The following is a 26,530-nucleotide window of genomic DNA, read 5'->3' on the forward strand; positions in this document are numbered from 1 at the left end:
AAAGCGTTGGCCCGAAGGGGGCTGGGCAGAAAGCCCAGCGTAAACTGCCAGGCTTTAAATCAAGTAAAGAACCTCAGTCGAAAGACTGGGGTTTTTTGCTATGGGGAATTTGAACTCGAATACATGAAATGTATTTTGTGATGCAGAAATCTATCTATTATCGTCATTGTCATGCCAGTTCCTAGAGTAATTAGATACTAAGTCACTTATATATTAATAACGAGAAGTTAAAACCTTTAATAGCGCTTAGATTATTATCTGGCTGTCTTAATAATTAGGAAAAGGTATTTACCATAGAAGAAGTCAGACTATTCTAGATATAAAAAAACCTCCCAGAAGGAGGCTCTTATCTTATTAAAGAATTCGGCTTATTAGTCTATCAATACGAATTCTGCGTAGTCTTCTAATCAGCTTACGGACTTTCAGAGGGTACTGCTGAATAGTTTCAAGCTCAAGATAGCTACGAACGACGTGGGTATTAGTGCGGATGCACTCCAACTCTTTCTGACGTTGCTCATGTAGTTGATGCTTAGGATCGTGGATAAGTATTGCGTTCTCAAGATCGAGACGCCAAGCGCGCGGATTCAGGTTATTCCCCGTAATCAACTGCCATTGGTCATCAATCCACATGCCTTTTAAATGGTAGGTATTGTCTTCATCTTTCCATAGACGAACGGTCAGTTGACCATTGTCGACGAAGCGCTGTAAGCGGCTCATGAAACGGCGAAGATTTATTTCATAAAGATAAGGTAATGCACCGATGATCTTGAATGGTTCATCTTCTGGAATATAGAAGTCATTTGCCTTCTTATCACCCACAATAATTTCAACCTGTTTCCCTTGGCGTAATAAATAAATAATATTACGAACCAATAATGCAGGCATGTTGAAATAAGGTGTACACAGCGTGACTTTTTCTTCAGTGCTGCACATTAAGTGATGAATCGTTTTATTCAGAACGCTATGTTTGCCTAGCCCCGCTAATGGCGTCACCGCTAATTCATCGTTGCCGGCTATTGCCGCAACATCGTAGCCACAGCTGCGTAAACCATGGCGGAATTGGCGTGTTTCATTACGAATTTCAGGACTTTTCGGGCGATCGTCACGATCGAGCCGTTGAACTGCGGGATCGGTCAGAAGCTTATTTTGTATGTAAGCTGACATGGTATCAGCTAAACGACCGTTCTGGATGAAGTGATAGCGGTCATAACGATACTTATCATGACGATGAAGATATACATCGTTCAGACTTGCACCGCTGTAAATCACTCGGTCATCAACAATAAACCCTTTCAGATGCAAAACGCCCAGCGCTTCACGGGTATTAACCGGAACACCGTAGACAGGCACAGATACACCAGGGTGCTGATCGGCCATAGCGCAGTACCAATCAGCGTTTGTATTTGTCGCCGCGGCGCCAATACGTCCACGTTGTGCACGATGCCAATCGACGAGAACGTAGATTTCTAAATCTGGATGCTGCTGCTTTGCGCTATACAAGGCATTGAGGACATCGCGTCCGCCGTCATCGTTTTCCAGATACAGCGCCGTGATGTAAATACGGCGAGAGGCGTTAGAAATCGCGTCAATTAACGCCAGACGAAAAGCCTCTGGCGTAAACAGCGTCTGTACATCCTCAACTGTCTGGGGAAGTTTTGGCAGTTGTGCAAGGTGTTGTTGATGTTTCGTTCGTTTAAATTTAGACAACATCACAGTGCGCTTCTTCTCTCATCATTGTGTAGCAAAACGCTACATACAGTTATATTAGCCTATGGAATCGGGCGATAATAACACTACTTTCCATCTATTGCGTATGTTTTGCCTCGATTTGTCGCCACCCTCTCAGCAAAATTCCGTTTAAACCGGCAATGAATTGTTCAGTGGCAAGCGCAAATTGACGATGCCGTCTTCAATTTGTATATCGACCTGAAATCCCAGTTTTTTAGCGAGTCCAATCATTCCCTGATTGTTTGGCATAGTTATACCTACTAGCCTTTCAAGCCCGTGCTGAGTTGAATAAGCGATCATCTTACCTAAAAGCATCTTTCCAAGTCCTAAACCGTTACTGTCTGAGCGAACCAATACGGCAAATTCGGCTTCGAGATTGTCTGGGTCGGATAGTGCGCGCGTTACCCCTATGATTGCATCTTTACCTTGTTCCTGAATAACGGCCACGAAAGCCATTTCTCGGTCGTAATCGATTTGAGTCATTTTAGCGAGGTCTTCATGCGTAAATTCATTGATCTCGCTGAAGTAACGGTAGTACAAATCCTCTTTGGTCACTTTCTGAATGAACTGCTGTAGTAAGGGTTCATCTTCAGGGAGGATGGGGCGCAGCAAGCAAGTCACTCCGTTTCTCAACGTCACTGGCTCTTCAAGATGCTGAGGGTAGGGGCGTATGGCGAGCCTATTTTCGGCTAAACCGGAGAACGGGGTGAGCTGGAGTGACACGTCCAACAGCGTGAAATCTTTAGCAGAGGCCAGAACGGGATGGATATCTAATCGGCTTATTTCTGGGCAGTCGACAATGAGATCGGAAACCTGCACCAGCAACTGACTAAGCCCGTCAATATTAAGTGGCTGCAAAGGACTTCGGCTGCGGATTTTACCACCTTTGATCGCCTGCATAATCAGATATCGCGCCAAGGTCATATTTAGCGGCGGTAAAGCAACGGCAGCATCGTGGTCTGGGTTCCAAGCCCCTCCGCCTTCACCCAGCATTATAAGCGGTCCAAATACGGGATCTTGTTCGACTAGCACCCGTAGCTCTTGAGCACCTGCTCGGTTGGCCATGCTTTGAACTAATAGGCCGTGAATGCGCGCCTGAGGAAACGAATGCTTCACGCGATCGATAATGGCATTTGCCGCTTGCTCTACCTCGGCTGCGTTGCGCAGATAGAGCATGACACCCTGTACATCCGACTTATGCGGGATATCAGGTGAGCGGAGCTTTAATGCAACCGGATAGCCAACCTGTTCAGCGATATGCACGGCCTCAGTACTGTCGTTGGCAATCCATGTTGGCAATGTTTGTAAGCCGTAACTGGATAGAATTGATCTGACTTCGTGTGTATCGAGGTGGTAGATCTCTTCTTTTAGCGCTTGCTGGATAAGGTCGTGAGCCTGGGTGGTGTTTGCGGTGAGATCGGTTGGTAACGACGGTGTTTCCATCAGTTGACGCTGGTTGCGGCGATATTCAACCATATGCATAAAGGCAGTAATCGCGCCTTCAGGCGTTCTATAAGTAGGAATACCCGCTTCGCTAAATAACCTGCGCGCTTCTTGCGATGAATATTCGCCGCTCCAGTTGGTAAGCACAGAAATACGTTTGCCACGCGGATGCTGTTTTAGCGTTTGAATAAGAATTTCGGCCGTTGTGGTCGCTGGTGCTGCTGCGCTCGGTGCATGGATAATTAGCACCGCATCATAGCTGTGGCTATCAAGTAAAACGTTGATGGCAGATTGATAGCGGGCAGGGGTCGCATCATCACGTAGATCGATTGGGTTCTGTAGATACACATCGTCCGGCATTTTACTGCGCAACGCGGTGAAAGTGTCTTCATCTAAGGTGGCGAGCTTCCCATTACGCCGCAGCAGTTCATCCACCGACATGGCAGCAGGTGCCGCACCATTGCTGATGATAAGGATTTTTTCTCCGCGTAGCGGATGCATGTGGCTGAGTGTTTCTACCGCAGAGAAAAGCTCGTGCGTATCTTGCACGCGTAGCAGGCCTGCGCGTTGGATCGCGGCATCATAGGCCACATCTAACCCTTGTACGCTGTTGAGTAGCTGCTGCGCCTGCGGGCTGCGGCCACTCTTGATGACGAGTATGGGTTTGTTTCTTGATGCGCTACGTGCGGCTGACAGAAAACGTCGCGCATCATGCAGATGCTCTAAGTAGATCAGGATTGCGCTGGTTTTGCTGTCTCGAGCGAGAAAATCTAGAAGATCGTCCACGTCGATATCCAAGCTGTCACCCAAGGCGATAAAAAGAGAAAAGCCTATTTCTCGCTGTTGAGCCCAATCTAAAATCGTGTTTGAAACGGCTGCTGATTGAGAAATAAAGGCCAGTTTGCCGGGAAGAATCGGCACCGGTGAAAAGCTGGCGTTTATTTTTTGCCATGGAGCCAAAAGGCCCAAGCTATTTGGCCCTAATAAACGGACGTTGTGCTGCTGGGCACAGGCTTTTAACTCGGCAGATTGGGCGCTTGGCGATGAAAGCACAATGGCCGCTCGGCATCCTTTATCACCTAATGAGGCGATAATCTCTAAGTTGCGCTGGGCGTTGACGCACAGGATCGCCAAGTCTGGGGCAAAAGGCAGGGATTCGATATCAGCATAGGCCAGTACGCCGCACACGGCCTGATAACGAGGAGTCACGGGAAAAATAGGCCCAGAAAATCCTCCTTTAAGCAGGTTCTGCATCATTAAGTGGCCGTTACGCCCAATTTTATTTGATGCGCCTATCACGGCGATAGACTTCGGACGTAACAACGATTCCAGACTGCGCTGACTCATAGCTAAAACTCCTTGCCGAAGCAGATAGCCTGAGTCTAATGCCTCTAGATATTTTCTGCAGCGACCTCTTCACGGTGATGAGGCTTGCCTAGCAAATATTGACGGCGAAAATAGCTAAAGTGTTGTTGTAGGCCCTGAGCGGCTTCGTAATCGCCCGCGATATCTAATAGTGCAGCTGCAACTTCAGCGGTGCAGTGCTGCTCGTCACGGGCTGATTCTCGTAGCGTATAGTCACTTTCAAGCTTAGTTTCTAAAGAGAATACGGGGAACTTGTCGAGATAAGGGCTCTTACGGAACATCTTTGTCGCCTCACGCCAGGTGCCGTCGAGCATGATAAATAACGGCGGCTTAGCCAAACTATCCTGCGGCAAGATGGATACGGCACGTTCAGGCGCGTAGGAGCCGGGGAAGACCACATAAGGCTGATAGTTAGGATCGTTTAAAAGCGCCAGTAGTTTTGGATCAACTTCGGTTCTGGCCCATTGAAAAGCCGCTGTTTCCGGTAATACATCGGCAATCAAACGCCCCGTGTTGCTAGGCTTCATCGGCTCGGTATCATACATCATCAGACAAAAGCGACTTTTAGCCGATTGGGTAGAAATGGTGTCGCACAGGCAGCGAGTTTCAGGGAGTAAGCAACGCTGGCAGCGCGTTACGCGTCCTCCGCGAGTGAGAAAGGGTTTGGTCGCTTTAGCAAGACGGAGCTCGCGCAGGCGCAATACGGCGTTAGGGGACATCGACTTCTCTGATGAGGCAAAAGCGCTATTTTAAACAAGCGGACGGATAGGGTACAGCGGCGAAAGGGAAAAAATAAAAGCCCAGCGCCGTGCTGGGCTTAGAATCGGGTTTATGCTTTTGCAGCAAGCTGTTCATTCAGCCAGCTATCAAAAGGTGCTTTTGGCATTGCGCCACTCAGCATGTCTACCAGCTGACCATTTTGGTACAGCATAATGGTTGGAATGCTGCGAATGCGGAAACGTGCGCTAAGTTCCGGTTCTGCTTCGGTATTGACTTTCACACAGCGGATCTGCCCTGCGCGCTCTTCAGCGACGTCTTCAAAAACCGGAGCAAAACCCTGACACGGTCCGCACCATGGCGCCCAGAAATCAATAAGCACCGGTTGGTCGTCTTGCAGGATTTTATCCAGCGTGGCTGAAGTCGCATTAATGACCTCGCCATCGAACAACTCATGACCGCAGCGACCGCATTTAGCCTGATCCTCAATGCGCTCTTCCGGTAAACGATTGGTAGTTTGGCAGGATGGACAAACGGTATTCATGGGCAACCTCGGTATTGGGGATAAAAAGTCCGCGCTTTTCACTGTAAAAGCAACGTTAATGTTTAAATTATGTTAAGCATTATCGTATGCAGGGATATTAATCACAATCAGGTTTCTTCAATGGTTATAATAGATATCAGCTTTTGTCGAAGCTTATATACCCGTCATATTTCAAGCTGTATGTGCGTTGGCTGCGCTTAATCACCCGAATTACTTACCTGTGTAAGCTTATCGGTACTCTTTATCTTGCCGCCTTCCCGCAACTCGAATTATTTTGGGTATAGCTTAGTGGTCACACATCAGGTAATCTTCGCGCCCTGCGCGTTGGTGGAGATAGCAATGAACGATTCTTTTAATGGCAAAAATGGCAAGGTCAAAGTGATGTACGTCCGCAGTGAGGACGACAACAAAGACCGTGACCAAAAATCACGTCCGGAAGGTAAAGGGCGTCAAGGTGAACGAGGTGGTCGTCAGGGCCGTAGTGCTCAGGATGGAGACCGTCGCAACGATCGCCGTGGTGGCCAAGGCCGTAGCCAGGAAAACGATCGCTCTCGCCGTCCTGCTGGTGCGAACCGCAGTGAAGGTCGTAGCGAAGGGCGTAATGAAGGCCCTTATGATCGTTCGCCTTGGAAAACGGTATCTCGTGCTCCAAATGAAGAAGATAAGCCCGATCATGGCGGTATCGCCGGTAAGAGCTTTATCGATCCTGAGCAGCTGCGTCGTCAGCGCGCTGAAGAAACCCGTGTTTACGGTGAGAATGCCTGTCAGGCGCTGTTTGCCAGCCGTCCTGATGCCATTGTTCGTGCATGGTTTGTTCAGTCTGTAACGCCACGCTTCCGTGAAGCGCTACGCTGGATGGCGGCAAATCGTAAGGCCTATCATGTTGTTGATGATGAAGAGCTGACGAAAGCCTCAGGCACTGAACATCACGGCGGCGTTTGCTTCCTGATTAAAAAGCGTAATGGCCTCGATGCTGCTACTTATCTGAAAACAGCTGCGGATACCGATTGTGTATTGGCGCTGGAAGATGTGGGTAACCCGCATAACCTAGGCGGCATCATGCGTACCTGTGCGCACTTTGGCGTGAAAGGTTTGATGGTGCAGGATGCTTCGATGCTGGAGTCCGGTGCAGCAGTACGTACCGCAGAAGGCGGCGCAGAGCACATTCAGGCGATTGATGCGGATGGTTTTGATAGCGCGCTGGATGAGTTCCGTCGCGCGGGTTACACCATCGTAACCACTTCTAGCCATAAAGGTACAACGCCGCTGACCAAGGCTTCATTGCCGAAGAAAATGGTGTTGGTATTAGGCCAGGAACGTGATGGTCTGTCTGAAACCGTGATGCAGAAAGGTGATTTAAGCCTGTCTATCGGCGGTACGGGTCAGGTCGAAAGCCTGAACGTTTCCGTTGCTACCGGTATTTTACTGGCAGAATGGTGGCGTCAAAACGCGTAATGCGTTGGATGCCAGCCATACTTCAGGCTGTATGAGAAAGCGGGGCTAGCCCCGCTTTTTTGTGCCTGCCATTCGCACATAAATAAAAATCGTTAAACGACAGATAAGCAAAAGGCCGGATAATCCGGCCTTTTTGTGTATATGCGAATGGAAAATTACTCTTCCAGATCGCCACAGAAGCGATAGCCTTCACCGTGGATGGTCGCGATGATTTCCGGGGTATCTGGGGTAGACTCAAAGTGCTTACGAATACGACGGATTGTCACGTCAACGGTGCGGTCATGTGGTTTCAGCTCACGGCCGGTCATTTTCTTCAGCAACTCTGCGCGGGATTGAATTTTGCCCGGGTTTTCGCAGAAGTGCAGCATGGCGCGGAATTCGCTGCGTGGTAGCTTGTACTGTTCGCCGTTAGGGCTCACCAGTGAACGGCTATTGATGTCTAGCTCCCAACCGTTGAAGCGATAGCTCTCAACCAGTTTACGCTCTTCTGTGCCACCACCGAGGTTCATGGTGCGGGACAGCAGGTTGCGAGCACGGATGGTCAGCTCACGTGGGTTGAATGGCTTGGTGATATAATCATCGGCGCCGATTTCCAGCCCAAGGATTTTATCCACTTCATTGTCGCGGCCAGTCAGGAACATCAGCGCTACATTTGCTTGTTCACGCAGCTCGCGAGCCAACAACAGGCCATTTTTACCAGGCAGGTTGATATCCATGATAACCAGATTGATGTCGAATTCAGACAGGATCTGGTGCATTTCTGCGCCATCATTGGCTTCATGAACGATATAACCTTCCGCCTCAAAAATACTTTTAAGTGTGTTTCGAGTGACGAGTTCGTCCTCGACGATAAGAATGTGCGGGGTCTGCATGTGTTTGCTACCTAAAATTGCCAACAAAATAGAAATAGGGAAGTACAGTAGTCTTGATTCCTAAAACACCAAATCGAGAGTGTGGCTGTTTCGATGATGTAACAACATAGAGATTCAATAGACTAAGGTACGTAAACTCGTTCTTGATGCACTTTCCATCAACGTCAACAACATCGCTAGGTTGGTCAGGGGATGTTACTCCCTACAGCCCCGGTGGTGCCAAAAGCGGCGCACATCCTAACCCTATTAACAGCAATATAACAGCACACACCGCAATTGCCATCCAACAAAACTACGCTTTGTTGACATATATCAAATCCAATTGTAGCACGTTAACAGATTTGTGAAAAACACTTACAAGTATGTGAGCTGGATAATGAAGTTAAGTGAGTTTGTTCATGATTAAGCTCGGGAAAATCTCATATCGTAGCTAAACTTTATTCTATATTTATGGATAATTTAATTAATTGATTATAAGAATGAATTTACTGAATTTGTGCCAAATAGCTTAGTCTTAGAATGTTTTTTGATTAAAATGCCCTTTTCCTTTTTTATCTAATAGAAAAGTCCGTGTTTTTGTTAAATAAATGTAACTTTACGGCTAATGGAAAAACCCTCGCGAGCAGGATAAAGTGTGCACCTGTTTATTATTAATTGTTAAAAATCGGGCATTTCTATGCAAATTCATATCGTACTGGTTTCTCCAGCCAGACCAGAAAATATTGGCGCTGCGGCAAGAGCGATGAAAACCATGGGATTTTCATCGCTACGAATTGTTGATAGCCAAGCATACCTAGAGCCCGCCGCTCGCTGGGTTGCTCACGGTTCCGCTGATATTCTGGATAATGCCCAGCATTTTGACACGCTAGAAGCCGCATTGGCTGATGTGGACTTCACCGTTGCCACCACGGCAAGAAGTCGTGCCAGATTTCACTACTATTGTTCGCCATCCGAGCTCACTAGCATCTTGCATGAAAAGCAGAGCTGGACATCCAGCTGTGCGCTGGTCTTTGGCCGTGAAGAGTCTGGGCTATCAAATGAAGAATTAGCCTTGGCGGATATTTTAACCGGTGTGCCAATGGTGGCCGATTATCCTTCGCTCAACTTGGGGCAGGCCGTGATGGTTTTCTGCTATCAGCTATCGTCATTAGTTCAGAACAGTGTGGAGCCAGAGGCACTGGCCGAAGAGAATCAACTGGTGGCACTGCGCCAACGTGTGCACCGTCTATTGGGAACGCTTGATGTTGCCGATGATCAAAAACTCACCGACTGGCTCGATCAGCGCCTTGGGTTACTCGCGCAGCGTGATACTTCTATGCTTCACACCTTGCTGCATGATATTGAAAAAGTGTTGAAAAAATAGCCTGTCGAATAAAAAAACTGAAAACGACGATTGCTCGGTAAAGGCAGATAAATTTCTCTTAGATGACGTGCGCTAAAAGTGTGACTCAACGCACTTTTGCTGATGTGATGTTTTTCTACAGGTTTTTATGCTGTCTAGGTTATCGAAATGTTGCTGGTTAAAAACAGAATTTCGTTGACTTAGTTTTGCCTTTGCTTTAACCAATATAGGGCAGACACAAGAATTTATTGGACAGACAGAGATGCGTATTAGTTTTCATAACTACAGCCTGAATACCACAACAATTATTACCACCACCGATACGACATGTAACGGGGCGGGCTGACGCGTACAGAAAAAGAGAAAGAAAAAAGCCCGCACCTAAACAGTGCGGGCTTTTTTTTAAGCCTAATTCGGGAGAGTGTGACAAATGCGAGTGCTGAAATTTGGTGGTACCTCAGTGGCGAATGCAGATCGATTTCTGCGCGTTGCTGACATATTAGAAAATAATGCCCAACAGGGACAGGTTGCGACCGTGCTGTCTGCACCGGCCAAAATCACCAACCATCTGGTCGCGTTGGTTGAGAAAACCATTGCAGGGCAAGAGATACTGCCCAATATCAGCGACGCTGAGGCTATCTTTGCCGATTTGCTGACGGGGTTGCAGCAGGCCCAGCCCGGTTTTGACTCTGGGCGTCTGAAGCAGGTGGTTGACGCTGAGTTTGCTCAAATCAAACAGGTTCTTCATGGAATTTCGCTGTTAGGGCAATGCCCAGACAGCGTGAATGCGGCAATGATTTGTCGCGGTGAAAAGCTCTCGATTGCCATTATGGCCGAGCTGTTAAAAGCGCGTGGCTATGGCGTAACCGTCATTAATCCAGTTGAAAAGCTATTGGCGCATGGCGGTTATCTTGAATCAACCGTTGATATTGCGGAGTCGACTCGACGTATCGCCGCCGACCCTATTCCAGGCGATCACATGGTATTGATGGCGGGTTTCACTGCGGGTAACGACAAAGGTGAGCTGGTGGTGTTAGGCCGCAATGGTTCTGACTACTCTGCCGCAGTGCTTGCCGCCTGTTTACGCGCGGACTGCTGTGAGATCTGGACTGACGTCGACGGCGTCTATACTTGCGACCCGCGCACCGTTCCCGATGCAAGGCTGCTTAAATCGATGTCGTATCAGGAAGCCATGGAGCTTTCCTATTTCGGGGCCAAAGTTCTTCACCCTCGCACCATCTCTCCTATCGCCCAGTTCCAAATTCCCTGCTTAATCAAAAACACCGCCAACCCTCAAGCGCCGGGAACGCTTATCGGACGTGAAAGTGGATCTGACGGCGTGCCGGTGAAAGGGATCACTAACCTGAACAACATGGCGATGATTAATGTTTCAGGTCCGGGGATGAAAGGCATGGTCGGCATGGCGGCGCGCGTGTTTGCCGTTATGTCACGCAGCGGTATTTCGGTGGTGCTGATCACGCAATCCTCTTCGGAATACAGCATCAGTTTCTGTATCCCGCAGGGCGAGCTGGATCGCGCGCAGCGGGCGCTGAATGAAGAGTTCTATCTGGAGCTGAAAGACGGTCTGTTGGAAGCGCTGGATGTGACCGAGCACTTAGCGATTATCTCCGTGGTAGGCGATGGTATGCGCACCATGCGTGGTATCTCCGCAAAATTCTTCTCGGCTTTGGCGCGCGCTAATATCAATATTATTGCGATTGCGCAGGGCTCTTCCGAACGCTCGATTTCCGTCGTCGTCAACAATGACTCAGCCACCACGGCCGTGCGCGTCAGCCACCAGATGCTGTTCAATACCGATCAGGTTATCGAAGTCTTTGTTATTGGCTCCGGTGGCGTGGGCGGGGCTCTGCTAGAGCAGATCCACCGCCAGCAGACATGGCTGAAGAACAAGCATATCGATCTACGCGTTTGCGGCATTGCGAATTCCCGCGCGCTTTTAACCAATGTGCACGGCATCGATCTTGCCCGCTGGCAGGATGAGTTGGCCGATGCCAAAGAGCCGTTTAATCTTGGTCGCCTGATTCGTTTAGTGAACGAATATCATCTGCTAAATCCGGTGATTGTGGATTGCACATCTAGCCAAGCCGTCGCCGATCAGTACGCTGATTTCCTCAGTAACGGTTTCCACGTCGTGACGCCAAACAAAAAAGCCAACACCGGTTCAATGAACTACTACCATCAACTGCGTCAGGCTGCCGCAGGATCGCGTCGTAAATTCCTCTACGACACCAACGTAGGCGCGGGGCTGCCGGTTATCGAAAACTTGCAGAATTTGCTGAGTGCGGGTGATGAGCTCGTTCAGTTTTCAGGAATTTTGTCGGGCTCGCTGTCGTTTATTTTTGGCAAGCTTGAAGAAGGAATGTCGTTATCCGCCGCAACGCTGGAAGCGAAAAAACTGGGCTATACCGAGCCAGATCCGCGCGACGATCTTTCGGGCATGGATGTGGCGCGTAAACTTCTGATTTTGGCGCGCGAGGCGGGACATGTTATGGAGTTAGATGATATCGAGGTGGAATCCGTGCTACCTGCTGATTTTGATGCTACCGGCGATACTCCATCATTTTTGGCACGTTTGCCTCAGTTGGACGATCTGTTTGCGGCACGCGTGGCTAAAGCACGTGAGAATGGCGCGGTATTGCGCTACGTTGGACAAATTGTCGACGGTCGCTGTCAGGTCAAAATAGTCGAAGCGGATGGCAACGATCCGCTTTATAAAGTGAAGAACGGTGAGAACGCGTTGGCGTTTTACAGCCGTTATTATCAGCCAATTCCGTTAGTTCTGCGCGGCTATGGTGCAGGTAATGACGTCACTGCAGCCGGTGTATTTGCAGATTTGCTGCGCACCTTGTCATGGAAGTTGGGAGTTTAATATGGTTAAGGTTTATGCACCGGCCTCAATTGGGAATGTGAGCGTGGGGTTTGACGTGCTGGGTGCCGCTGTTTCGCCGGTCGATGGCCAGTTTCTTGGCGACTGCGTGAGCGTTGAAGCGGCTGATGTTTTTAGCCTAACGTCTAAGGGCAGCTTTGTGAGCAAGCTCCCAATCGATCCCAAAGAAAATATCGTCTATCAATGCTGGGAGCGTTTTTGCCAAGAGATAGGCCATGAATTACAGGTCTCCATGGTGCTGGAAAAGAACATGCCGATTGGTTCAGGGCTCGGTTCTAGCGCCTGTTCGGTGGTCGCGGCGTTGATGGCGCTGAATGAATTTGCTCAGCAGCCACTCGACCAAACCCAGCTATTGGCGCTGATGGGCGAAATGGAAGGGCGTATTTCAGGCAGCGTGCATTATGACAACGTGGCCCCGTGCTACCTCGGTGGCCTACAGCTGATTTTGGAAGAGAACGGTATTATTAGCCAAACCGTTCCCTGCTTTGATGAATGGTTCTGGGTTATGGCTTATCCGGGTATTAAAGTCTCGACCGCCGAAGCGCGGGCTATTTTACCGGCGCAGTACCGCCGCCAAGACTGCATCAGCCATGGACGTTATCTAGCCGGATTTATACATGCGTGTCATACCCGCCAACCGATTTTAGCGGCTAAGTTAATGCATGATGTCATTGCCGAGCCTTACCGTACTCGCCTGTTACCTGGGTTTGCTCAGGCTCGTCAGGCCGCTCACGATATTGGGGCTTTGGCCTGTGGAATTTCGGGCTCAGGTCCAACGCTGTTTGCCATCTGCGATCGCCAAGATACCGCGCAGCGCATGGCGCAATGGCTGAAAGAAAACTATCTGCAAAACGACGAAGGTTTTGTTCACATCTGCCGTCTGGACAATGCAGGCGCACGACGACTGGGATAACGCATGAAACTTTATAATCTGAAAGATCATAACGAGCAGGTCAGCTTTGCGCAGGCAATTAAACAGGGGTTGGGCAAAAATCAGGGGCTATTCTTTCCTTTAGAACTGCCAGAGTTTGAGCTGAGCGAAATTGACAGCTTGCTGAAACAGGATTTTGTGACCCGCAGCGCGAATATCTTATCCGCCTATTTGGCGGATGAGTTTGCTCCGGAGGTCATCCATGATCGCGTGAAAGCGGCTTTTGCTTTCCCTGCGCCGGTTGCACAGGTGGAACCGGATATTGCTGCACTTGAGCTATTTCACGGGCCAACGTTAGCGTTTAAGGATTTCGGCGGGCGCTTTATGGCGCAGATGCTACAGGAAGTGGCGGGCAATGAGCCTGTCACTATTCTGACTGCCACCTCCGGTGACACCGGCGCTGCGGTGGCCCACGCATTTTACGGCTTAGAGAACGTACGCGTTGTCATTCTCTATCCTCAGGGGAAAATCAGTCCGTTGCAGGAAAAACTGTTCTGCACGTTGGGTGGAAACATCCAGACGATTGCTATCGACGGTGATTTTGATGATTGTCAGGCGCTGGTCAAACAAGCCTTTGATGATGAAGAGTTTAAAAACGCGGTTGGGCTGAACTCTGCTAACTCAATCAATATCAGCCGCTTGCTGGCTCAGATCTGCTACTACTTTGAAGCCGTAGCGCAACTGCCTCAAGAAGCACGCAATCAGCTGGTGGTTTCTGTACCTAGCGGTAACTTTGGTGATTTAACCGCCGGTTTACTGGCGAAATCTCTGGGATTACCGATTAAACGTTTTATTGCGACGACTAACGCGAACGACACCGTACCGCGCTTCCTTGCCACCGGTGAGTGGCAGCCGCATAACACCGTGGCGACGCTATCGAATGCGATGGACGTCAGCCGCCCAAATAACTGGCCGCGGGTTGAAGAATTATTCCGTCGCAAGATATGGCAGCTCAAAGAACTGGCTTATGGGCATGTTTCTGATGACGTGACGCGCCAAACGGTGCGCGAAATGGCACAGCTTGGTTACATCTCTGAGCCTCATGCGGCAATTGCCTATCGTGTTTTGCGTGATACCCTGCAGCCGGGGGAGTTTGGCCTGTTCTTAGGTACTGCACATCCGGCGAAGTTTAAAGAAGTCGTCGATGAGATTTTAGCCAGCGATCTGCCTTTGCCAGCCGAACTGGCTGAACGCGCGGATTTGCCTTTGCTCTCGCATCAAATGGCAGCGGATTTCGTTCCGCTTCGCGCTTTTATGATGCAATGGGCAAAGTAACCACTTGAAAATGAGTGATAAAAAACCGGCAAAAAGATAATACCGTTTACTTAAGTCCGATTTTAGGGGGAGCACACCGATGGGGTCGTAGCGGCGTAAGCCGCCGGAGCGCCCCGCGGTGTGGTAGACCCGTGTATCTCGATCTCTTGAACGAACGACGTTAGGCGATAAGCCGGTTTTCTTTTTTACGCTTCGTGGCGTTTAAAAATAAGCTCGCTGCCTGATTTATACGGCTTCTCTTCTTCGAAGAAATACCCTTCTAAATTGAAATCTTTCAGCTGTTCAGGTTTGGTTAACTGATTTTGAATGATAAAGCGGCTCATCAGGCCGCGCGCCTTTTTGGCGTAGAAACTGATAACTTTAAATTTGCCGCCTTTCTCATCTAAAAATACCGGCTTAATTAGCTGTCCATCTAATTTGGCTGGTTTTACGGCTTTAAAGTATTCATCAGACGCAAGGTTAATCAGCACGTTATCGCCTTGTGCTTTCAACTGCTGATTTAATTTCTCGGTGAGCAAATCGCCCCAGAAACTATACAAATCATTGCCTTTGCCGTTATGCAATTTAATGCCCATCTCCAGACGATACGGCATCATCAGGTCGAGTGGCCGAAGCAGGCCGTACAGGCCAGAAAGCATGCGTAGATGCTGCTGAGCAAAGTCGAAATCTTGCTCGCTAAAGTCTTCGGCTTGCAGCCCCGTATAAACGTCACCCTTAAAGGCCAGAATTGCCTGACGTGCATTTTCAGGCGTGAAATTTGGCTGCCATTCGGCAAAGCGTGCGGCGTTCAGCCCTGCTAGCTTATCGCTGATTTTCATCAGGCTGCCAATCTGTGCCGGTGTTAATTCACGGCAATATTGCATCAGCTCGGCAGAGCGATCGAGCAGTTCAGGTTGAGTAAAGCGCGTTGTTGCCAGCGGGCTTTCATAATCCAGCGTTTTGGCAGGTGAGATAATAATCAGCATGGATTGATCCTGTTATGAGAGTTGGCCACTAATGTAACAAATTTAAGATTGAGAAGGGATTAATCAGTGTGATAGGGGCATCGTATTACATCGACGCCCCCTATTTTTCGGGGAACTACTCAGATTTCGGTTTATCCCAAATGCCTGGTTCAACCTGCTGCTGAATTTCAGGATATTGGCTGATATCAAAGGTCGGCAAGCGCCCGATACTGCGCTGGTGGTTATAATCTTTGGCCAATTTCAGCGCTACACCGGAGAGCAGTAAAATTGCGATCAGGTTAGTGATTGTCATCATTGCCATGGAAAGATCGGCCATCTTCCATACCAACGGCAATTCGGCGAGCGTACCGAACATCACCATGCCCAATGTACAACAGCGGAACAGTATTAGACCGGCGGGATGGTTGTGCTCAAGAAAAACCAGATTGCTCTCGGCATACGAATAGTTGGCGATAATCGACGTAAAACCAAAGAAAAAGATGGCAGTCGCAATAAAGGTAGACGCCCAACCCCCCACCGAGGACGCCAGCGCTCGCTGGGTGAGCTCAATCCCGCTAATACTGCCCGGCGCGTGGTCTAATGCACCTGATGAAAGAATAATTGCCGCCGTGGCGCTACAGATAACCAGCGTATCGATAAAAACACCGAACATCTGCACATAGCCCTGTGATGCCGGATGCGGTGGATATGGCGTTGCAGATGCTGCGGCATTAGGCGCAGATCCCATACCGGCTTCGTTTGAAAATAGGCCGCGCTGGATACCTTGCGTCATGGCCTGTGCGATACCATACCCCACTGCGCCAGCGGCCGCTTCCTGCAAGCCGAAAGCGCTTTTGAATATCAGCAAAAGGACGTCGGGCATGCGGCTCAGGTTGTGCCCAACCACCCAGAATGCCAGCGCCAAATAGGCGATAGCCATAAACGGCACGATCAACTCTGCTGTTTTGGCAATTGAACGCAATCCGCCAAAAATGATAGCGCCGCTGAACAAAACTAAAGCGATACCGGCATACTGCGGCTTAAGGCCGAAGGCAACGGCGGTGGCCTGAGCAATAGAGTTAGACTGTACGGCGTTAAATACCAAACCAAATGCGATGATTAAGAAGATCGAAAATAGAACGCCCATCCACCGCATACCGAGCCCTCTCTCCATGTAATAGGCGGGGCCGCCACGGTAGTTTCCCTGATCGTCTTTGGTTTTGTATAACTGCGCCAAGGTGCTTTCGATAAAAGAGGTTGCCATGCCAATCACGGCAACTACCCACATCCAGAAAACGGCTCCGGGGCCACCTGCGGTAATTGCAATGGCGACGCCGGTTAAGTTACCGGTGCCAACGCGGGCGGCAAGGCTGGTACATAGCGCCTGAAAGGAAGAAATGCCTGAGCTGTCGGCCTTATTACTGTTTTTTAAAACCGAAAACATATGGCCGAAATGACGAAACTGAATGAATCCGGTTCGAATAGTGAAAAAGATCCCTGTGCCGATCAAAAGATAGATCAGCACCGATCCCCACAATATGTTGTTGATAAAGCTAATTAGATCCGTCAAAACGCTCTCCTAGTGTTCAATAACATCGCGTAACTGCATAAAAGCACAACGAAAATTCCACCGAGCCGATAATATTTTTATGGTGACAACTGGGCTTTGGTGTTGCGCAACTCGCGCAAATTTTGAGGCTGAAAAACGGCAAGAATGTAGCATAAGTTTGAAAAACGATGACGGTTTATTCTCATTTCCGCCTGTGTACTGTTTTTAGCGAAGCCGAAAACGGTTGCCTGCTGTTTCTGCACTAGAACCGATAAAAGTGATAGGTTTTATGACGAGTTTAGTGCATTGCGCAACAGTGGATGCGTGTTATTATCAGCTACAGGCACGTCATAAACCGCCAACAGTTCATGCACAATGGCGTTATTCACTTGAGAATATCCGTGTTATAGCTCAAAAAGTGACAAGCAAAACCATTGCTGCATCAATTCTGGTTTTATGCACCAATAATGGAAACGCTAAAAATGACCGATAAACTGACATCCCTACGCCAGCTGACCACCGTTGTGGCCGACACCGGCGATATCGCTGCAATGAAGTTGTATCAACCACAAGATGCAACTACCAACCCTTCTCTGATCCTGAATGCAGCACAAATTCCTGAATACCGTAAGCTGATTGATGAAGCGATTGCTTGGGCGCGCAGCCAGAGCAGCGACAAAGCTCAGCAGGTTGTGGATGCTTCAGATAAGCTGGCCGTCAATATCGGTCTGGAAATTTTGAAACTGGTCCCAGGCCGCATCTCTACCGAAGTTGATGCGCGCATGTCTTACGACACCGAAGCTAGCGTTGCTAAAGCTAAACGTCTGATCAAAATGTATAACGATGCTGGCATCAGCAACGATCGCATCCTGATCAAACTGGCTTCAACCTGGCAGGGTATCCGCGCTGCGGAGCAGCTGGAAAAAGAAGGCATCAACTGTAACCTGACGCTGCTGTTCTCCTTCGCTCAGGCGCGTGCTTGTGCTGAAGCAGGTGTATACCTGATTTCTCCATTTGTTGGCCGCATCCTTGACTGGTACAAATCAAATACCGACAAGAAAGAATATGCGCCAAACGAAGATCCAGGCGTTGTATCCGTCACCGAAATCTACGAATACTACAAACAGCACGGCTATGAAACCGTGGTTATGGGCGCAAGCTTCCGTAACATGGGCGAGATTCTGGAACTGGCTGGCTGTGATCGTCTGACCATCGCTCCAGCGCTGTTGAAAGAGCTGTCTGAAGCACAGGGCAACGTTGAGCGTAAACTGAGCTACACCGGTGAAATCAAAGCGCGTCCAGCGCGTCTGACCGAAGCTGAGTTCTACTGGCAGCACAATCAGGATCCAATGGCGGTTGATAAACTGTCTGACGGTATCCGCAAGTTTGCCGTAGACCAAGGCAAACTGGAAAAAATGATCGCTGACCTGCTGTAATCAAGCCGTTCAGTTCATGAAACCAGCCCTAGGGCTGGTTTTTTTACATTTAAATAACACTAAAATATTCCCCTCACTTTAGATATGAATAAAGTTGTTTTACTTCATCATCTTAAATAAGTCTCTCTAATTATCCTTGCTTATAAATGTAAAATAATTGTGTATTGTTGATCACAAAAAATAAACATTTATGCTTTTTTTATACGCAATTTTCCAAAATGTAGATATTTTTAAATTATGGCTACGAAATGAGCATGTCTGGAAATTGCTCTGCCGATAATAATTTTCTGCAATGAGGATACTTTCTGATGAATGCGTTAACCGCCGTAAAGCAGGATATCTCTGAAGCTAAAACCAAAGGGCAAGGCTTTACCGTTCGCCCATCGGCACAGTCGCCACGCATGCTTGAACTCAATTTCGATGCTGCTACCACGCAACGCTTTTTAGAGCAGGTGGCTGAATGGCCCGTACAAGCGCTGGAGTACAAATCATTCCTGCGTTTTCGCGTGGCTAAAATCCTTGATGAACTCTGCGGGAACCAGCTTCAGCCATTGCTGCTCAATACCATTCTGGCGCGAACTCAAGGTGCCTTACTGATCGGTGCTGAGGGTATCGATCACGTCGAGCAGGCAGATGAGATGGTCAAAATTGCTACTGCGGTGGCGCATCTAATCGGGCGCTCCAACTATGACGCTATGAGCGGCCAGTTCTATGCCCGTTTTGTAGTGAAAAACGTCGATAGTTCAGATAGCTACCTGCGTCAGCCTCACCGCGTATTAGAGCTGCATAACGATGGCACTTTCGTGGATGAAGTGACTGACTATGTGCTGATGATGAAAATCGACGAGCAGAATATGCAGGGCGGCAATTCCCTATTGCTGCATCTGGATGACTGGGAGTCATTAGATAACTATTTCAGCCACCCGTTGGCTCGTCGCCCAATTCGTTGGACTGCGCCGCCAAGCAAGAATGTTACCCAAGATGTTTTCCATCCGGTATTTGATGTCGATGGGCAAGGGCGTCCGGTGATGCGCTATATCGATCAGTTTGCTCAACCGAAGGATTTCGAAGAGGGCAACTGGCTGAGTGAGCTTTCAGATGCGCTCGAAGGCAGCCGCAATATCGTTTCGGTTCCGGTTCTGGTCGGCAAATTCCTTTTGATTAATAACTTGTTCTGGCTGCATGGCCGCGATCGCTTCACACCGCACCCAGAACTGCGCCGTGAACTGATGCGTCAGCGCGGATATATCAGCTATTCCACCTCGCATTATCAGGCTGGGCAATAAGCCTCGGCTTCATTTGTTATTAACCGAGCGTGCTCTCGTTAGAACCAGAGAGCACGCAAGAGAGTTTGAGGAGGGAATGAGCCGGATGTATGACTTTGTGATCGTTGGCGGTGGCATCATTGGGATGTCGACTGCCATGCAGTTGATCGGCATCTATCCAGATGCCCGCATTGTATTGCTGGAAAAAGAGGGCGGCCCTGCGTGCCACCAGACCGGCCACAATAGCGGTGTGATACATGCAGGTGTTTATTACACGCCCGGTAGTTTAAAAGCCAAATTCTGTTTGGAAGGTAATCGAGCGACGAAAGCCTTTTGTGATGAAAACAATATTCGCTATGACACCTGCGGGAAAATGCTGGTGGCAACGTCCGAGCTAGAAATGCAGCGTATGCGCGCGCTATGGGATCGCACTGAAGCTAACGGCTTAGAGCGTTATTGGCTGAGCGCGGAAGAGCTTCATGAGCGCGAGCCCAACATCGTTGGGCTTGGCGGTATTCTGGTACCCTCCAGTGGGATCGTCAGCTACACCGAAGTCACAACGGCAATGTCAGATCGTTTCCGCGCCGCAGGTGGTGAGATCGTCTATCACGCAGAAGTTACCGCGCTGCGGGAGCATGCGCAGGGCGTGATCGTCACAACGACGGCGGGTGATTATGAAGGATCTAACCTGATCACCTGTTCAGGGCTGATGGCGGATCGTTTGGTGAAAATGCTGGGTGTCGATCCCGGCTTTATTATTTGTCCATTCCGTGGCGAATATTTCCGTTTAGCGCCGCAGCATAATCATATTGTGAACCATCTCATTTATCCGATCCCCGATCCGTCGATGCCGTTTTTAGGCGTGCACCTGACTCGCATGATCGACGGCAGCGTGACCGTGGGGCCGAACGCTGTGCTGGCATTTAAGCGCGAAGGCTATCGCAAACGTGATATTTCGCTCAGCGACACGCTTGAGATATTCGGTTCTTCCGGTATTCGTAGCGTGATGCGGCAAAACCTCAAGTCCGGTCTGGATGAGATGAAAAATTCTCTGTGCAAAAGCGGCTATCTCAAACGCGTACAAAAGTATTGCCCAAGCTTGACCAAACAGGATCTTCAGCCCTATCCCGCAGGCGTGCGTGCTCAGGCCGTTTCGCCCGACGGCAAACTGATTGATGATTTTCTGTTTGTGACCACCGCTCGCAGTATCCATGTTTGCAACGCGCCTTCACCGGCAGCGACTTCGGCGATCCCGATTGGCACGCATATTGTAGGCAAAGTTCAGGCGCTACTGGCAGGACAAACCCATAACGGCCGCACCTTAACCGCGGCAATTAACGATAAGCCGTCTTTGGCAGCCGTATAAACCTTATCGAATAATAAAAGCTAATTTACTGATGAATAAGGAATTCGCTATGCAACTTAACGACTCAACGCTTTTTCGCCAGCAGGCCTTTATTCAGGGAAAGTGGTGTGATGCAGAAAGTAAGAAAACTATTGAAGTGACAAACCCCGCTAATGCTCAGCTTTTGGGCACCGTGCCCAAAATGGGGGCAAATGAAACGCGCATGGCGATTGAAGCGGCCAATCAGGCATTGCCTGCATGGCGTGCGTTAACGGCCAAAGAGCGTGCGACGATCCTGCGTCGCTGGTTCGATCTCATGATGGCTAACCAAGACGATCTCGCCAAGCTCATGACGCTGGAACAGGGCAAACCGTTGGCTGAGGCCAAGGGGGAGATCGCCTATGCCGCCTCTTTTATTGAGTGGTTTGCCGAAGAAGGCAAACGCATTTATGGCGATACCATTCCAGGTCATCAGGCAGACAAACGCCTTATCGTGATCAAACAGCCGATTGGCGTTACCGCTGCGATCACCCCGTGGAACTTTCCTGCGGCAATGATCACGCGCAAGGCAGGGCCTGCGCTTGCCGCTGGCTGCACCATGGTGCTTAAACCCGCGAGCCAAACGCCGTTTTCAGCGTTGGCACTTGCGGAGTTGGCCCAGCGCGCAGGGATCCCAGACGGCGTATTTAACGTGGTGACCGGCTCGGCCAGCGAAGTGGGAAATGAGCTCACGGGCAACCCGCTAGTGCGCAAACTCTCGTTTACCGGATCGACCGAAATTGGTCGTCAGCTGATGCAACAGTGCGCCAAAGACATCAAAAAAGTTTCGCTGGAGCTGGGCGGGAATGCGCCATTCATCGTGTTTGACGATGCTGATTTGGATAAAGCGGTTGACGGTGCGCTGGCCTCTAAGTTCCGTAATGCGGGACAAACCTGCGTGTGTGCAAACCGCCTCTATGTTCAGGATGGGGTTTATGACGCTTTTGCTAAAAAACTGCAGGCTGCGGTTGAAAAACTTACGTTGGGCGATGGTTTAGCGCAGGGCGTAACAACGGGCCCGCTGATTGATGAAAAAGCGGTGGCGAAAGTGAAAGAGCACATTGAAGACGCGCTATCGAAAGGGGCTCGCATTATTACCGGCGGCCAGCCGCACGATTTAGGCGGTAATTTCTTTCAGCCCACCATTTTAGTGGATGTTCCTGCGAACGCTAAAGTTGCCAAAGAAGAGACTTTTGGCCCGCTGGCTCCGCTGTTTCGTTTTAAAGATGAAGCCGATGTGGTTGCGCAGGCCAATGATACCGAATTTGGCTTGGCGGCTTATTTTTACGCGCGCGATCTCAGCCGCGTATTCCGCGTTGGCGAAGCGCTGGAGTACGGCATCGTGGGGATCAACACCGGGATTATTTCGAATGAAGTTGCGCCTTTTGGCGGGATCAAAGCCTCAGGTCTGGGCCGCGAAGGCTCGAAGTATGGCATCGAAGATTATCTCGAAATCAAATATATGTGCATCGGATTGTAAATAGAACTGACCTTACTTTTTAACACCAACAGAGCGGCATCAGCCGCCTACCCGAATACTGAGAGGACACCTGATGAGCACGAATAAAGAACTGATGCAGCGCCGTAGTAACGCCATTCCACGCGGCGTGGGGCAGATCCATCCTATTTTTGCCGAGCGAGCAGAAAACTGCTGCGTATGGGACGTCGAAGGGCGTGAATATCTGGACTTTGCAGGCGGGATTGCGGTTCTGAATACGGGCCATTTGCATCCAAAAGTGGTGGCTGCGGTTGAAGCTCAGCTGAAAAAACTGTCGCATACCTGTTTCCAAGTGTTGGCCTACGAACCGTATTTGGAACTGTGTGAAATCATGAACAAGCGCGTTCCGGGTGATTTTGACAAAAAAACTCTGCTGGTGACGACAGGCTCTGAAGCGGTAGAAAACGCGGTGAAAATTGCCAGAGCGGCCACCAAGCGCAGCGGAACCATCGCTTTTAGCGGTGCTTATCATGGGCGTACTCATTACACCTTATCGTTGACCGGCAAAGTAAACCCTTACTCGGCAGGCATGGGGTTAATGCCGGGGCACGTGTTCCGCGCTTTGTATCCTTGTGAATTACACGGCGTCAGCGACGATGATGCCATCGCCAGTATTCATCGCATTTTCAAAAACGACGCTGCGCCTGAAGATATTGCTGCCATCGTTATCGAACCGGTGCAGGGGGAAGGGGGATTCTATTCAACGTCGCCTGCCTTTATGAAACGCCTGCGCGAACTGTGTGATGAGCATGGGATCATGCTGATTGCCGATGAAGTGCAAAGCGGAGCAGGGCGTACCGGAACGTTGTTTGCGATGGAGCAGTTAGGTGTTGCTGCCGATCTCACTACCTTTGCGAAATCTATTGCGGGTGGTTTCCCTCTCGCAGGCGTAACAGGCAAAGCCGAAATTATGGATGCCATTGCGCCGGGCGGGCTGGGTGGAACCTATGCCGGTAGCCCAATTGCCTGTGCGGCAGCCTTAGCGGTGCTTGAAACTTTTGATGAAGAAAATCTGTTGCAGCGCGCCAACGATGTGGGACAGAAGCTGAAAGATGGCCTGCTCAATATCGCAGAAACTCATCCAGAAATCGGTGATGTGCGTGGTCTTGGCGCGATGATTGCGATTGAACTGTTCGAAAACGGCGATGTGCATAAACCGAATGCCAAACTGACGGCAGAAGTGGTTGCGCGTGCGCGTGATAAGGGGCTCATCCTGTTGTCATGCGGGCCGTACTATAACGTGCTGCGTATTCTGGTTCCGCTCACGGTCAGTGACGCGCAGATCAAACAGGGTCTGGATATTATCGCCGAATGTTTTACCGAGGCTAAGAAGAACTAAGCGCAACGAGGTGCTTGTGGTTACGCGAGTAGCACCCGTCATAAAGGAAGTCTGATGGCTAAATAATAACAATGCGCGTGCTCCGGCGCGGGAATGCCGGAGCGCTCTCCCTAAGTGCAAAACTTTCGAGAGGGTTCGAATTATGGGTCAGATTGCAGAAACAAACTCGCTGGGAGGCGGGCTGAAGTCCCGCCATGTCACCATGCTGTCCATTGCAGGTGTTATCGGCGCTAGCCTATTTGTTGGCTCAGGCGTTGCGATTTCACAGGCGGGGCCAGCGGTATTACTGTCTTATCTTTTCGCTGGTTTGCTGGTGCTGTTGATTATGCGCATGCTCGGTGAAATGGCGGTGGCGTCGCCGGATACCGGCTCCTTCTCAACCTATGCCGAACGATCTATTGGCAAATGGGCAGGGTATACCATTGGCTGGCTTTACTGGTGGTTCTGGGTTTTGGTGATCCCTCTGGAAGCCAATATCGCCGCCATCATTCTTAACTCGTGGCTACCTGTAGTGCCTATCTGGCTATTTTCATTACTCATTACTTTGGCACTAACCGGTAGTAATTTGCTTAGCGTTAAGAACTACGGTGAGTTTGAATTTTGGTTGGCGCTGTGCAAAGTGATCGCCATTCTGGCCTTTATCGTGGTGGGGGCTATTGCCATCACCGGATTTTATCCGCATGTTCAGGTCAGCGGCGTGTCTCGGCTTTGGGATCACGGCGGCTTTATGCCAAATGGCTTTGGGGCAGTGATCAGCGCCATGTTGATCACCATGTTTTCTTTTATGGGCGCGGAGATCGTAACGATCGCGGCGGCTGAGTCAGATACCCCAGACAAGCATATTGTGAGGGCGACCAACTCCGTGATTTGGCGTATTGCGATCTTCTATCTGTGCTCGATCTTTGTGGTGGTGGCGTTGGTTCCTTGGAACGCACCGGAGCTGAAAACCGTAGGATCTTATAGCTCGGTGCTGCAGCTGCTACATATTCCGCATGCCAAATTGATCATGGACTGTGTGATCCTGTTGTCCGTCACCAGCTGTTTGAATTCGGCGCTGTATACCGCTTCGCGTATGCTGTATTCACTGAGCCACCGTGGTGATGCGCCCGCCTTTATGGGGAAAACCAACCGCAGTAAAACGCCTTATGTGGCGGTTTTATTGTCAACCGGCGCGGCGTTTTTAACCGTGATTGTTAACTATTATGCCCCCGCGAAGGTGTTTAATTTCCTGATCGCCAGTTCTGGCGCAATCGCTTTGCTGGTGTATTTAGTGATTGCGGTTTCTCAGCTGAGAATGCGTAAGATCCTGTTAAGGCAGGGCAACGAGCTCAAGCTTAAAATGTGGCTATATCCCTATCTAACATGGACGGTGATCCTGTTTATCACCTTCGTGTTAGTGGTGATGATGTTTAGGCCAGAACAGCGTATCGAAGTGGTTTCAACCGTGCTGTTGGGCATTGGTATCATTTGTACTGTGCCGATCATGACTCGCTGGAAGGCGCTGTTTGAGTGGCAAAAACAGCCTCAGCAGAGTTTGAGGTAACGAAGGGGTTTGCTAATAATCTTGATGCGCCGGTTTGGTCAGTACTGAAACGGCGCATTTTCGTATAAGAGATCCTGCAACTTTGGTAGGTTATTCTTTTTGCTTCGTGGCTATTTGGGAGCTATGCCTATGACCGCCTCTTTACCTTATTCCACGTTTGACGGTTATCAATGGCTGAAAAGAGACATCATCCGCGGTATCTATCAGCCGGATGAAAAGTTACGCATGAGCCTGTTGACGAGCCGCTATGGACTGGGCGTTGGCCCGTTACGCGAGGCGCTTTCACAGCTGGTGGCAGAACATCTGGTGACGGTGGTTAGCCAAAAAGGCTATCGCGTTGCCTCGATGTCGCAGGCCGAATTGCTCGATATTTTTGATGCTCGAGCCAATATGGAATCGATGCTGGTGCAGTTGGCGATTGAGCGCGGCAAAGACGATTGGGAGGCTGAGATCCTCGCGCGTTCTCATATGCTCGCCAAACTAGAGGCCAGTGATGCCAGCGAAGATTTGCTGGATGAATGGGATCAACGCCATCAGGCATTTCACACGGCGATTGTTGCCGGATGCGGCTCGCAATACCTGCTGCAAATGCGAGCCAGACTGTTTGATCTCGCGGCGCGCTACCGCTTCATTTGGCTGCGAGAAACCGTGCTTTCCGTGGAGATGCTAGAGAATAAACATCATGAGCATGATGAACTGGTGAAGGTGATTTTGGCTCGTGATGGAAAGCGCGCCGGTGAGCTGATGCGGCAGCATTTGCTCACGCCGATACCGATTATTCGGGAGGCAATGGAGGGGAAGGGGGCATAAGTTTTTTAGATATGGGGTAAGTTTCGTCCGCCTAAAACACTGAGCTCTACATTTAAACCGTGCAGGCGTCCGACGAAAGGTTGCTAGCGCAATCTCTCAATTACTCATGCTCGAATACTTTAATTAGGGGTAAGTTACGTCCGCCTAAAACACTGAACTCCACATTTAAACTGTGCAGGCGT

At 49.7% G+C, this 26,530-nt stretch carries 20 protein-coding genes, 1 pseudogene and 1 other annotated feature; of the genes and pseudogenes, 14 read left to right on the plus strand and 7 right to left on the minus strand.

Features of this window, described 5'->3' with window-relative positions:
* Positions 1–354: 354 nt before the first annotated feature.
* From pssA to trxC, 4 genes are all read right to left on the minus strand, one after another.
* Positions 355–1,710 carry a CDP-diacylglycerol--serine O-phosphatidyltransferase gene (gene pssA / locus BN1044_RS16585; protein ID WP_072309623.1) on the minus strand — a complete coding sequence of 452 codons (1,356 nt, stop codon included), beginning with the start codon at positions 1,708–1,710 and terminating at the stop codon, positions 355–357.
* A gap of 147 nt (positions 1,711–1,857) precedes the next feature.
* On the minus strand, positions 1,858–4,518 hold the full coding sequence (locus BN1044_RS16590) for a bifunctional acetate--CoA ligase family protein/GNAT family N-acetyltransferase (RefSeq protein ID WP_072309624.1): 2,661 nt from the start codon (positions 4,516–4,518) through the stop codon (positions 1,858–1,860).
* Positions 4,519–4,562: 44 nt separating this feature from the next.
* Positions 4,563–5,255 carry a tRNA-uridine aminocarboxypropyltransferase gene (locus tag BN1044_RS16595; protein ID WP_072309625.1) on the minus strand — a complete coding sequence of 231 codons (693 nt, stop codon included), beginning with the start codon at positions 5,253–5,255 and terminating at the stop codon, positions 4,563–4,565.
* A 110-nt stretch (positions 5,256–5,365) separates the two neighbouring features.
* Positions 5,366–5,797, minus strand: a complete 432-nt coding sequence (gene trxC, locus BN1044_RS16600; RefSeq protein WP_025801390.1) for a thioredoxin TrxC — start codon at positions 5,795–5,797, stop codon at positions 5,366–5,368.
* Positions 5,798–6,136: 339 nt separating this feature from the next.
* Between trxC and BN1044_RS16605 the strand changes: the two genes are divergently transcribed.
* Positions 6,137–7,252, plus strand: a complete 1,116-nt coding sequence (locus BN1044_RS16605; protein WP_072309626.1) for a tRNA/rRNA methyltransferase — start codon at positions 6,137–6,139, stop codon at positions 7,250–7,252.
* A 155-nt stretch (positions 7,253–7,407) separates the two neighbouring features.
* On the opposite strand, the gene arcA is transcribed toward BN1044_RS16605, so the two are convergent.
* Complete coding sequence (gene arcA, locus BN1044_RS16610) at positions 7,408–8,124, minus strand: two-component system response regulator ArcA (RefSeq protein ID WP_004089205.1); 717 nt, start codon at positions 8,122–8,124, stop codon at positions 7,408–7,410.
* A 121-nt stretch (positions 8,125–8,245) separates the two neighbouring features.
* Between arcA and BN1044_RS23960 the strand changes: the two are divergent.
* The 6 genes and pseudogenes from BN1044_RS23960 to thrC form a co-directional block, all read left to right on the plus strand.
* A pseudogene (locus tag BN1044_RS23960) lies at positions 8,246–8,385 on the plus strand (hypothetical protein); the annotation flags it as partial.
* Positions 8,386–8,800: 415 nt separating this feature from the next.
* Complete coding sequence (locus tag BN1044_RS16615) at positions 8,801–9,487, plus strand: tRNA/rRNA methyltransferase (RefSeq protein ID WP_072309627.1); 687 nt, start codon at positions 8,801–8,803, stop codon at positions 9,485–9,487.
* Between the two features lie 241 nt (positions 9,488–9,728).
* Positions 9,729–9,812, plus strand: coding sequence for a thr operon leader peptide (thrL, locus tag BN1044_RS24225; protein ID WP_071603088.1), 84 nt, complete (start codon positions 9,729–9,731; stop codon positions 9,810–9,812).
* Positions 9,748–9,871, plus strand: a sequence feature (Thr leader region). Its footprint overlaps the gene before it by 65 nt.
* Positions 9,872–9,896: 25 nt before the next feature.
* The gene (thrA, locus tag BN1044_RS16625) at positions 9,897–12,356 is read left to right on the plus strand and encodes a bifunctional aspartate kinase/homoserine dehydrogenase I (RefSeq protein WP_072309628.1); all 2,460 of its coding nucleotides are present in this window, start codon (positions 9,897–9,899) and stop codon (positions 12,354–12,356) included.
* 1 nt (position 12,357) lies between these two features.
* Positions 12,358–13,287 (plus strand): homoserine kinase, encoded by a 930-nt coding sequence (gene thrB / locus BN1044_RS16630; protein WP_072309629.1) that lies wholly within the window; start codon positions 12,358–12,360, stop codon positions 13,285–13,287.
* 3 nt (positions 13,288–13,290) lie between these two features.
* Positions 13,291–14,580 (plus strand): threonine synthase, encoded by a 1,290-nt coding sequence (thrC, locus tag BN1044_RS16635; protein WP_072309630.1) that lies wholly within the window; start codon positions 13,291–13,293, stop codon positions 14,578–14,580.
* Between the two features lie 185 nt (positions 14,581–14,765).
* On the opposite strand, the gene yaaA is transcribed toward thrC, so the two are convergent.
* A complete protein-coding gene (gene yaaA / locus BN1044_RS16640; RefSeq protein ID WP_072309631.1) occupies positions 14,766–15,545 on the minus strand; it encodes a peroxide stress protein YaaA in 780 nt (259 codons plus the stop codon).
* A 115-nt stretch (positions 15,546–15,660) separates the two neighbouring features.
* Positions 15,661–17,094: an alanine/glycine:cation symporter family protein gene (locus tag BN1044_RS16645; protein WP_072309632.1), complete on the minus strand. Its 1,434-nt coding sequence runs from the start codon at positions 17,092–17,094 to the stop codon at positions 15,661–15,663.
* Positions 17,095–17,555: 461 nt separating this feature from the next.
* On the opposite strand from BN1044_RS16645, the gene tal reads away from it, so the two are divergent.
* The 7 genes from tal to csiR all read left to right on the plus strand — a co-directional run bounded on the left by tal (position 17,556) and on the right by csiR (position 26,348).
* On the plus strand, positions 17,556–18,509 hold the full coding sequence (gene tal, locus BN1044_RS16650; protein ID WP_072309633.1) for a transaldolase: 954 nt from the start codon (positions 17,556–17,558) through the stop codon (positions 18,507–18,509).
* Between the two features lie 308 nt (positions 18,510–18,817).
* Positions 18,818–19,795 (plus strand): glutarate dioxygenase GlaH, encoded by a 978-nt coding sequence (gene glaH, locus BN1044_RS16655; RefSeq protein WP_072309634.1) that lies wholly within the window; start codon positions 18,818–18,820, stop codon positions 19,793–19,795.
* Between the two features lie 85 nt (positions 19,796–19,880).
* Entirely contained in the window at positions 19,881–21,140 is a 1,260-nt protein-coding gene (gene lhgO / locus BN1044_RS16660) for an L-2-hydroxyglutarate oxidase (protein WP_072309635.1), read from the plus strand.
* Positions 21,141–21,189: 49 nt separating this feature from the next.
* Positions 21,190–22,638, plus strand: a complete 1,449-nt coding sequence (gabD, locus tag BN1044_RS16665; RefSeq protein WP_072309636.1) for an NADP-dependent succinate-semialdehyde dehydrogenase — start codon at positions 21,190–21,192, stop codon at positions 22,636–22,638.
* A gap of 73 nt (positions 22,639–22,711) precedes the next feature.
* Positions 22,712–23,995, plus strand: a complete 1,284-nt coding sequence (gabT, locus tag BN1044_RS16670; RefSeq protein WP_072309637.1) for a 4-aminobutyrate--2-oxoglutarate transaminase — start codon at positions 22,712–22,714, stop codon at positions 23,993–23,995.
* A gap of 142 nt (positions 23,996–24,137) precedes the next feature.
* Positions 24,138–25,538: a GABA permease gene (gene gabP, locus BN1044_RS16675; RefSeq protein ID WP_072309638.1), complete on the plus strand. Its 1,401-nt coding sequence runs from the start codon at positions 24,138–24,140 to the stop codon at positions 25,536–25,538.
* Between the two features lie 129 nt (positions 25,539–25,667).
* Positions 25,668–26,348: a DNA-binding transcriptional regulator CsiR gene (gene csiR / locus BN1044_RS16680; protein WP_072309639.1), complete on the plus strand. Its 681-nt coding sequence runs from the start codon at positions 25,668–25,670 to the stop codon at positions 26,346–26,348.
* The last annotated feature ends 182 nt before the right edge of the window (positions 26,349–26,530 follow it).

The sequence above is a fragment of the Hafnia alvei genome (assembly GCF_900095695.1).
GTDB lineage: Bacteria > Pseudomonadota > Gammaproteobacteria > Enterobacterales > Enterobacteriaceae > Hafnia > Hafnia alvei_B.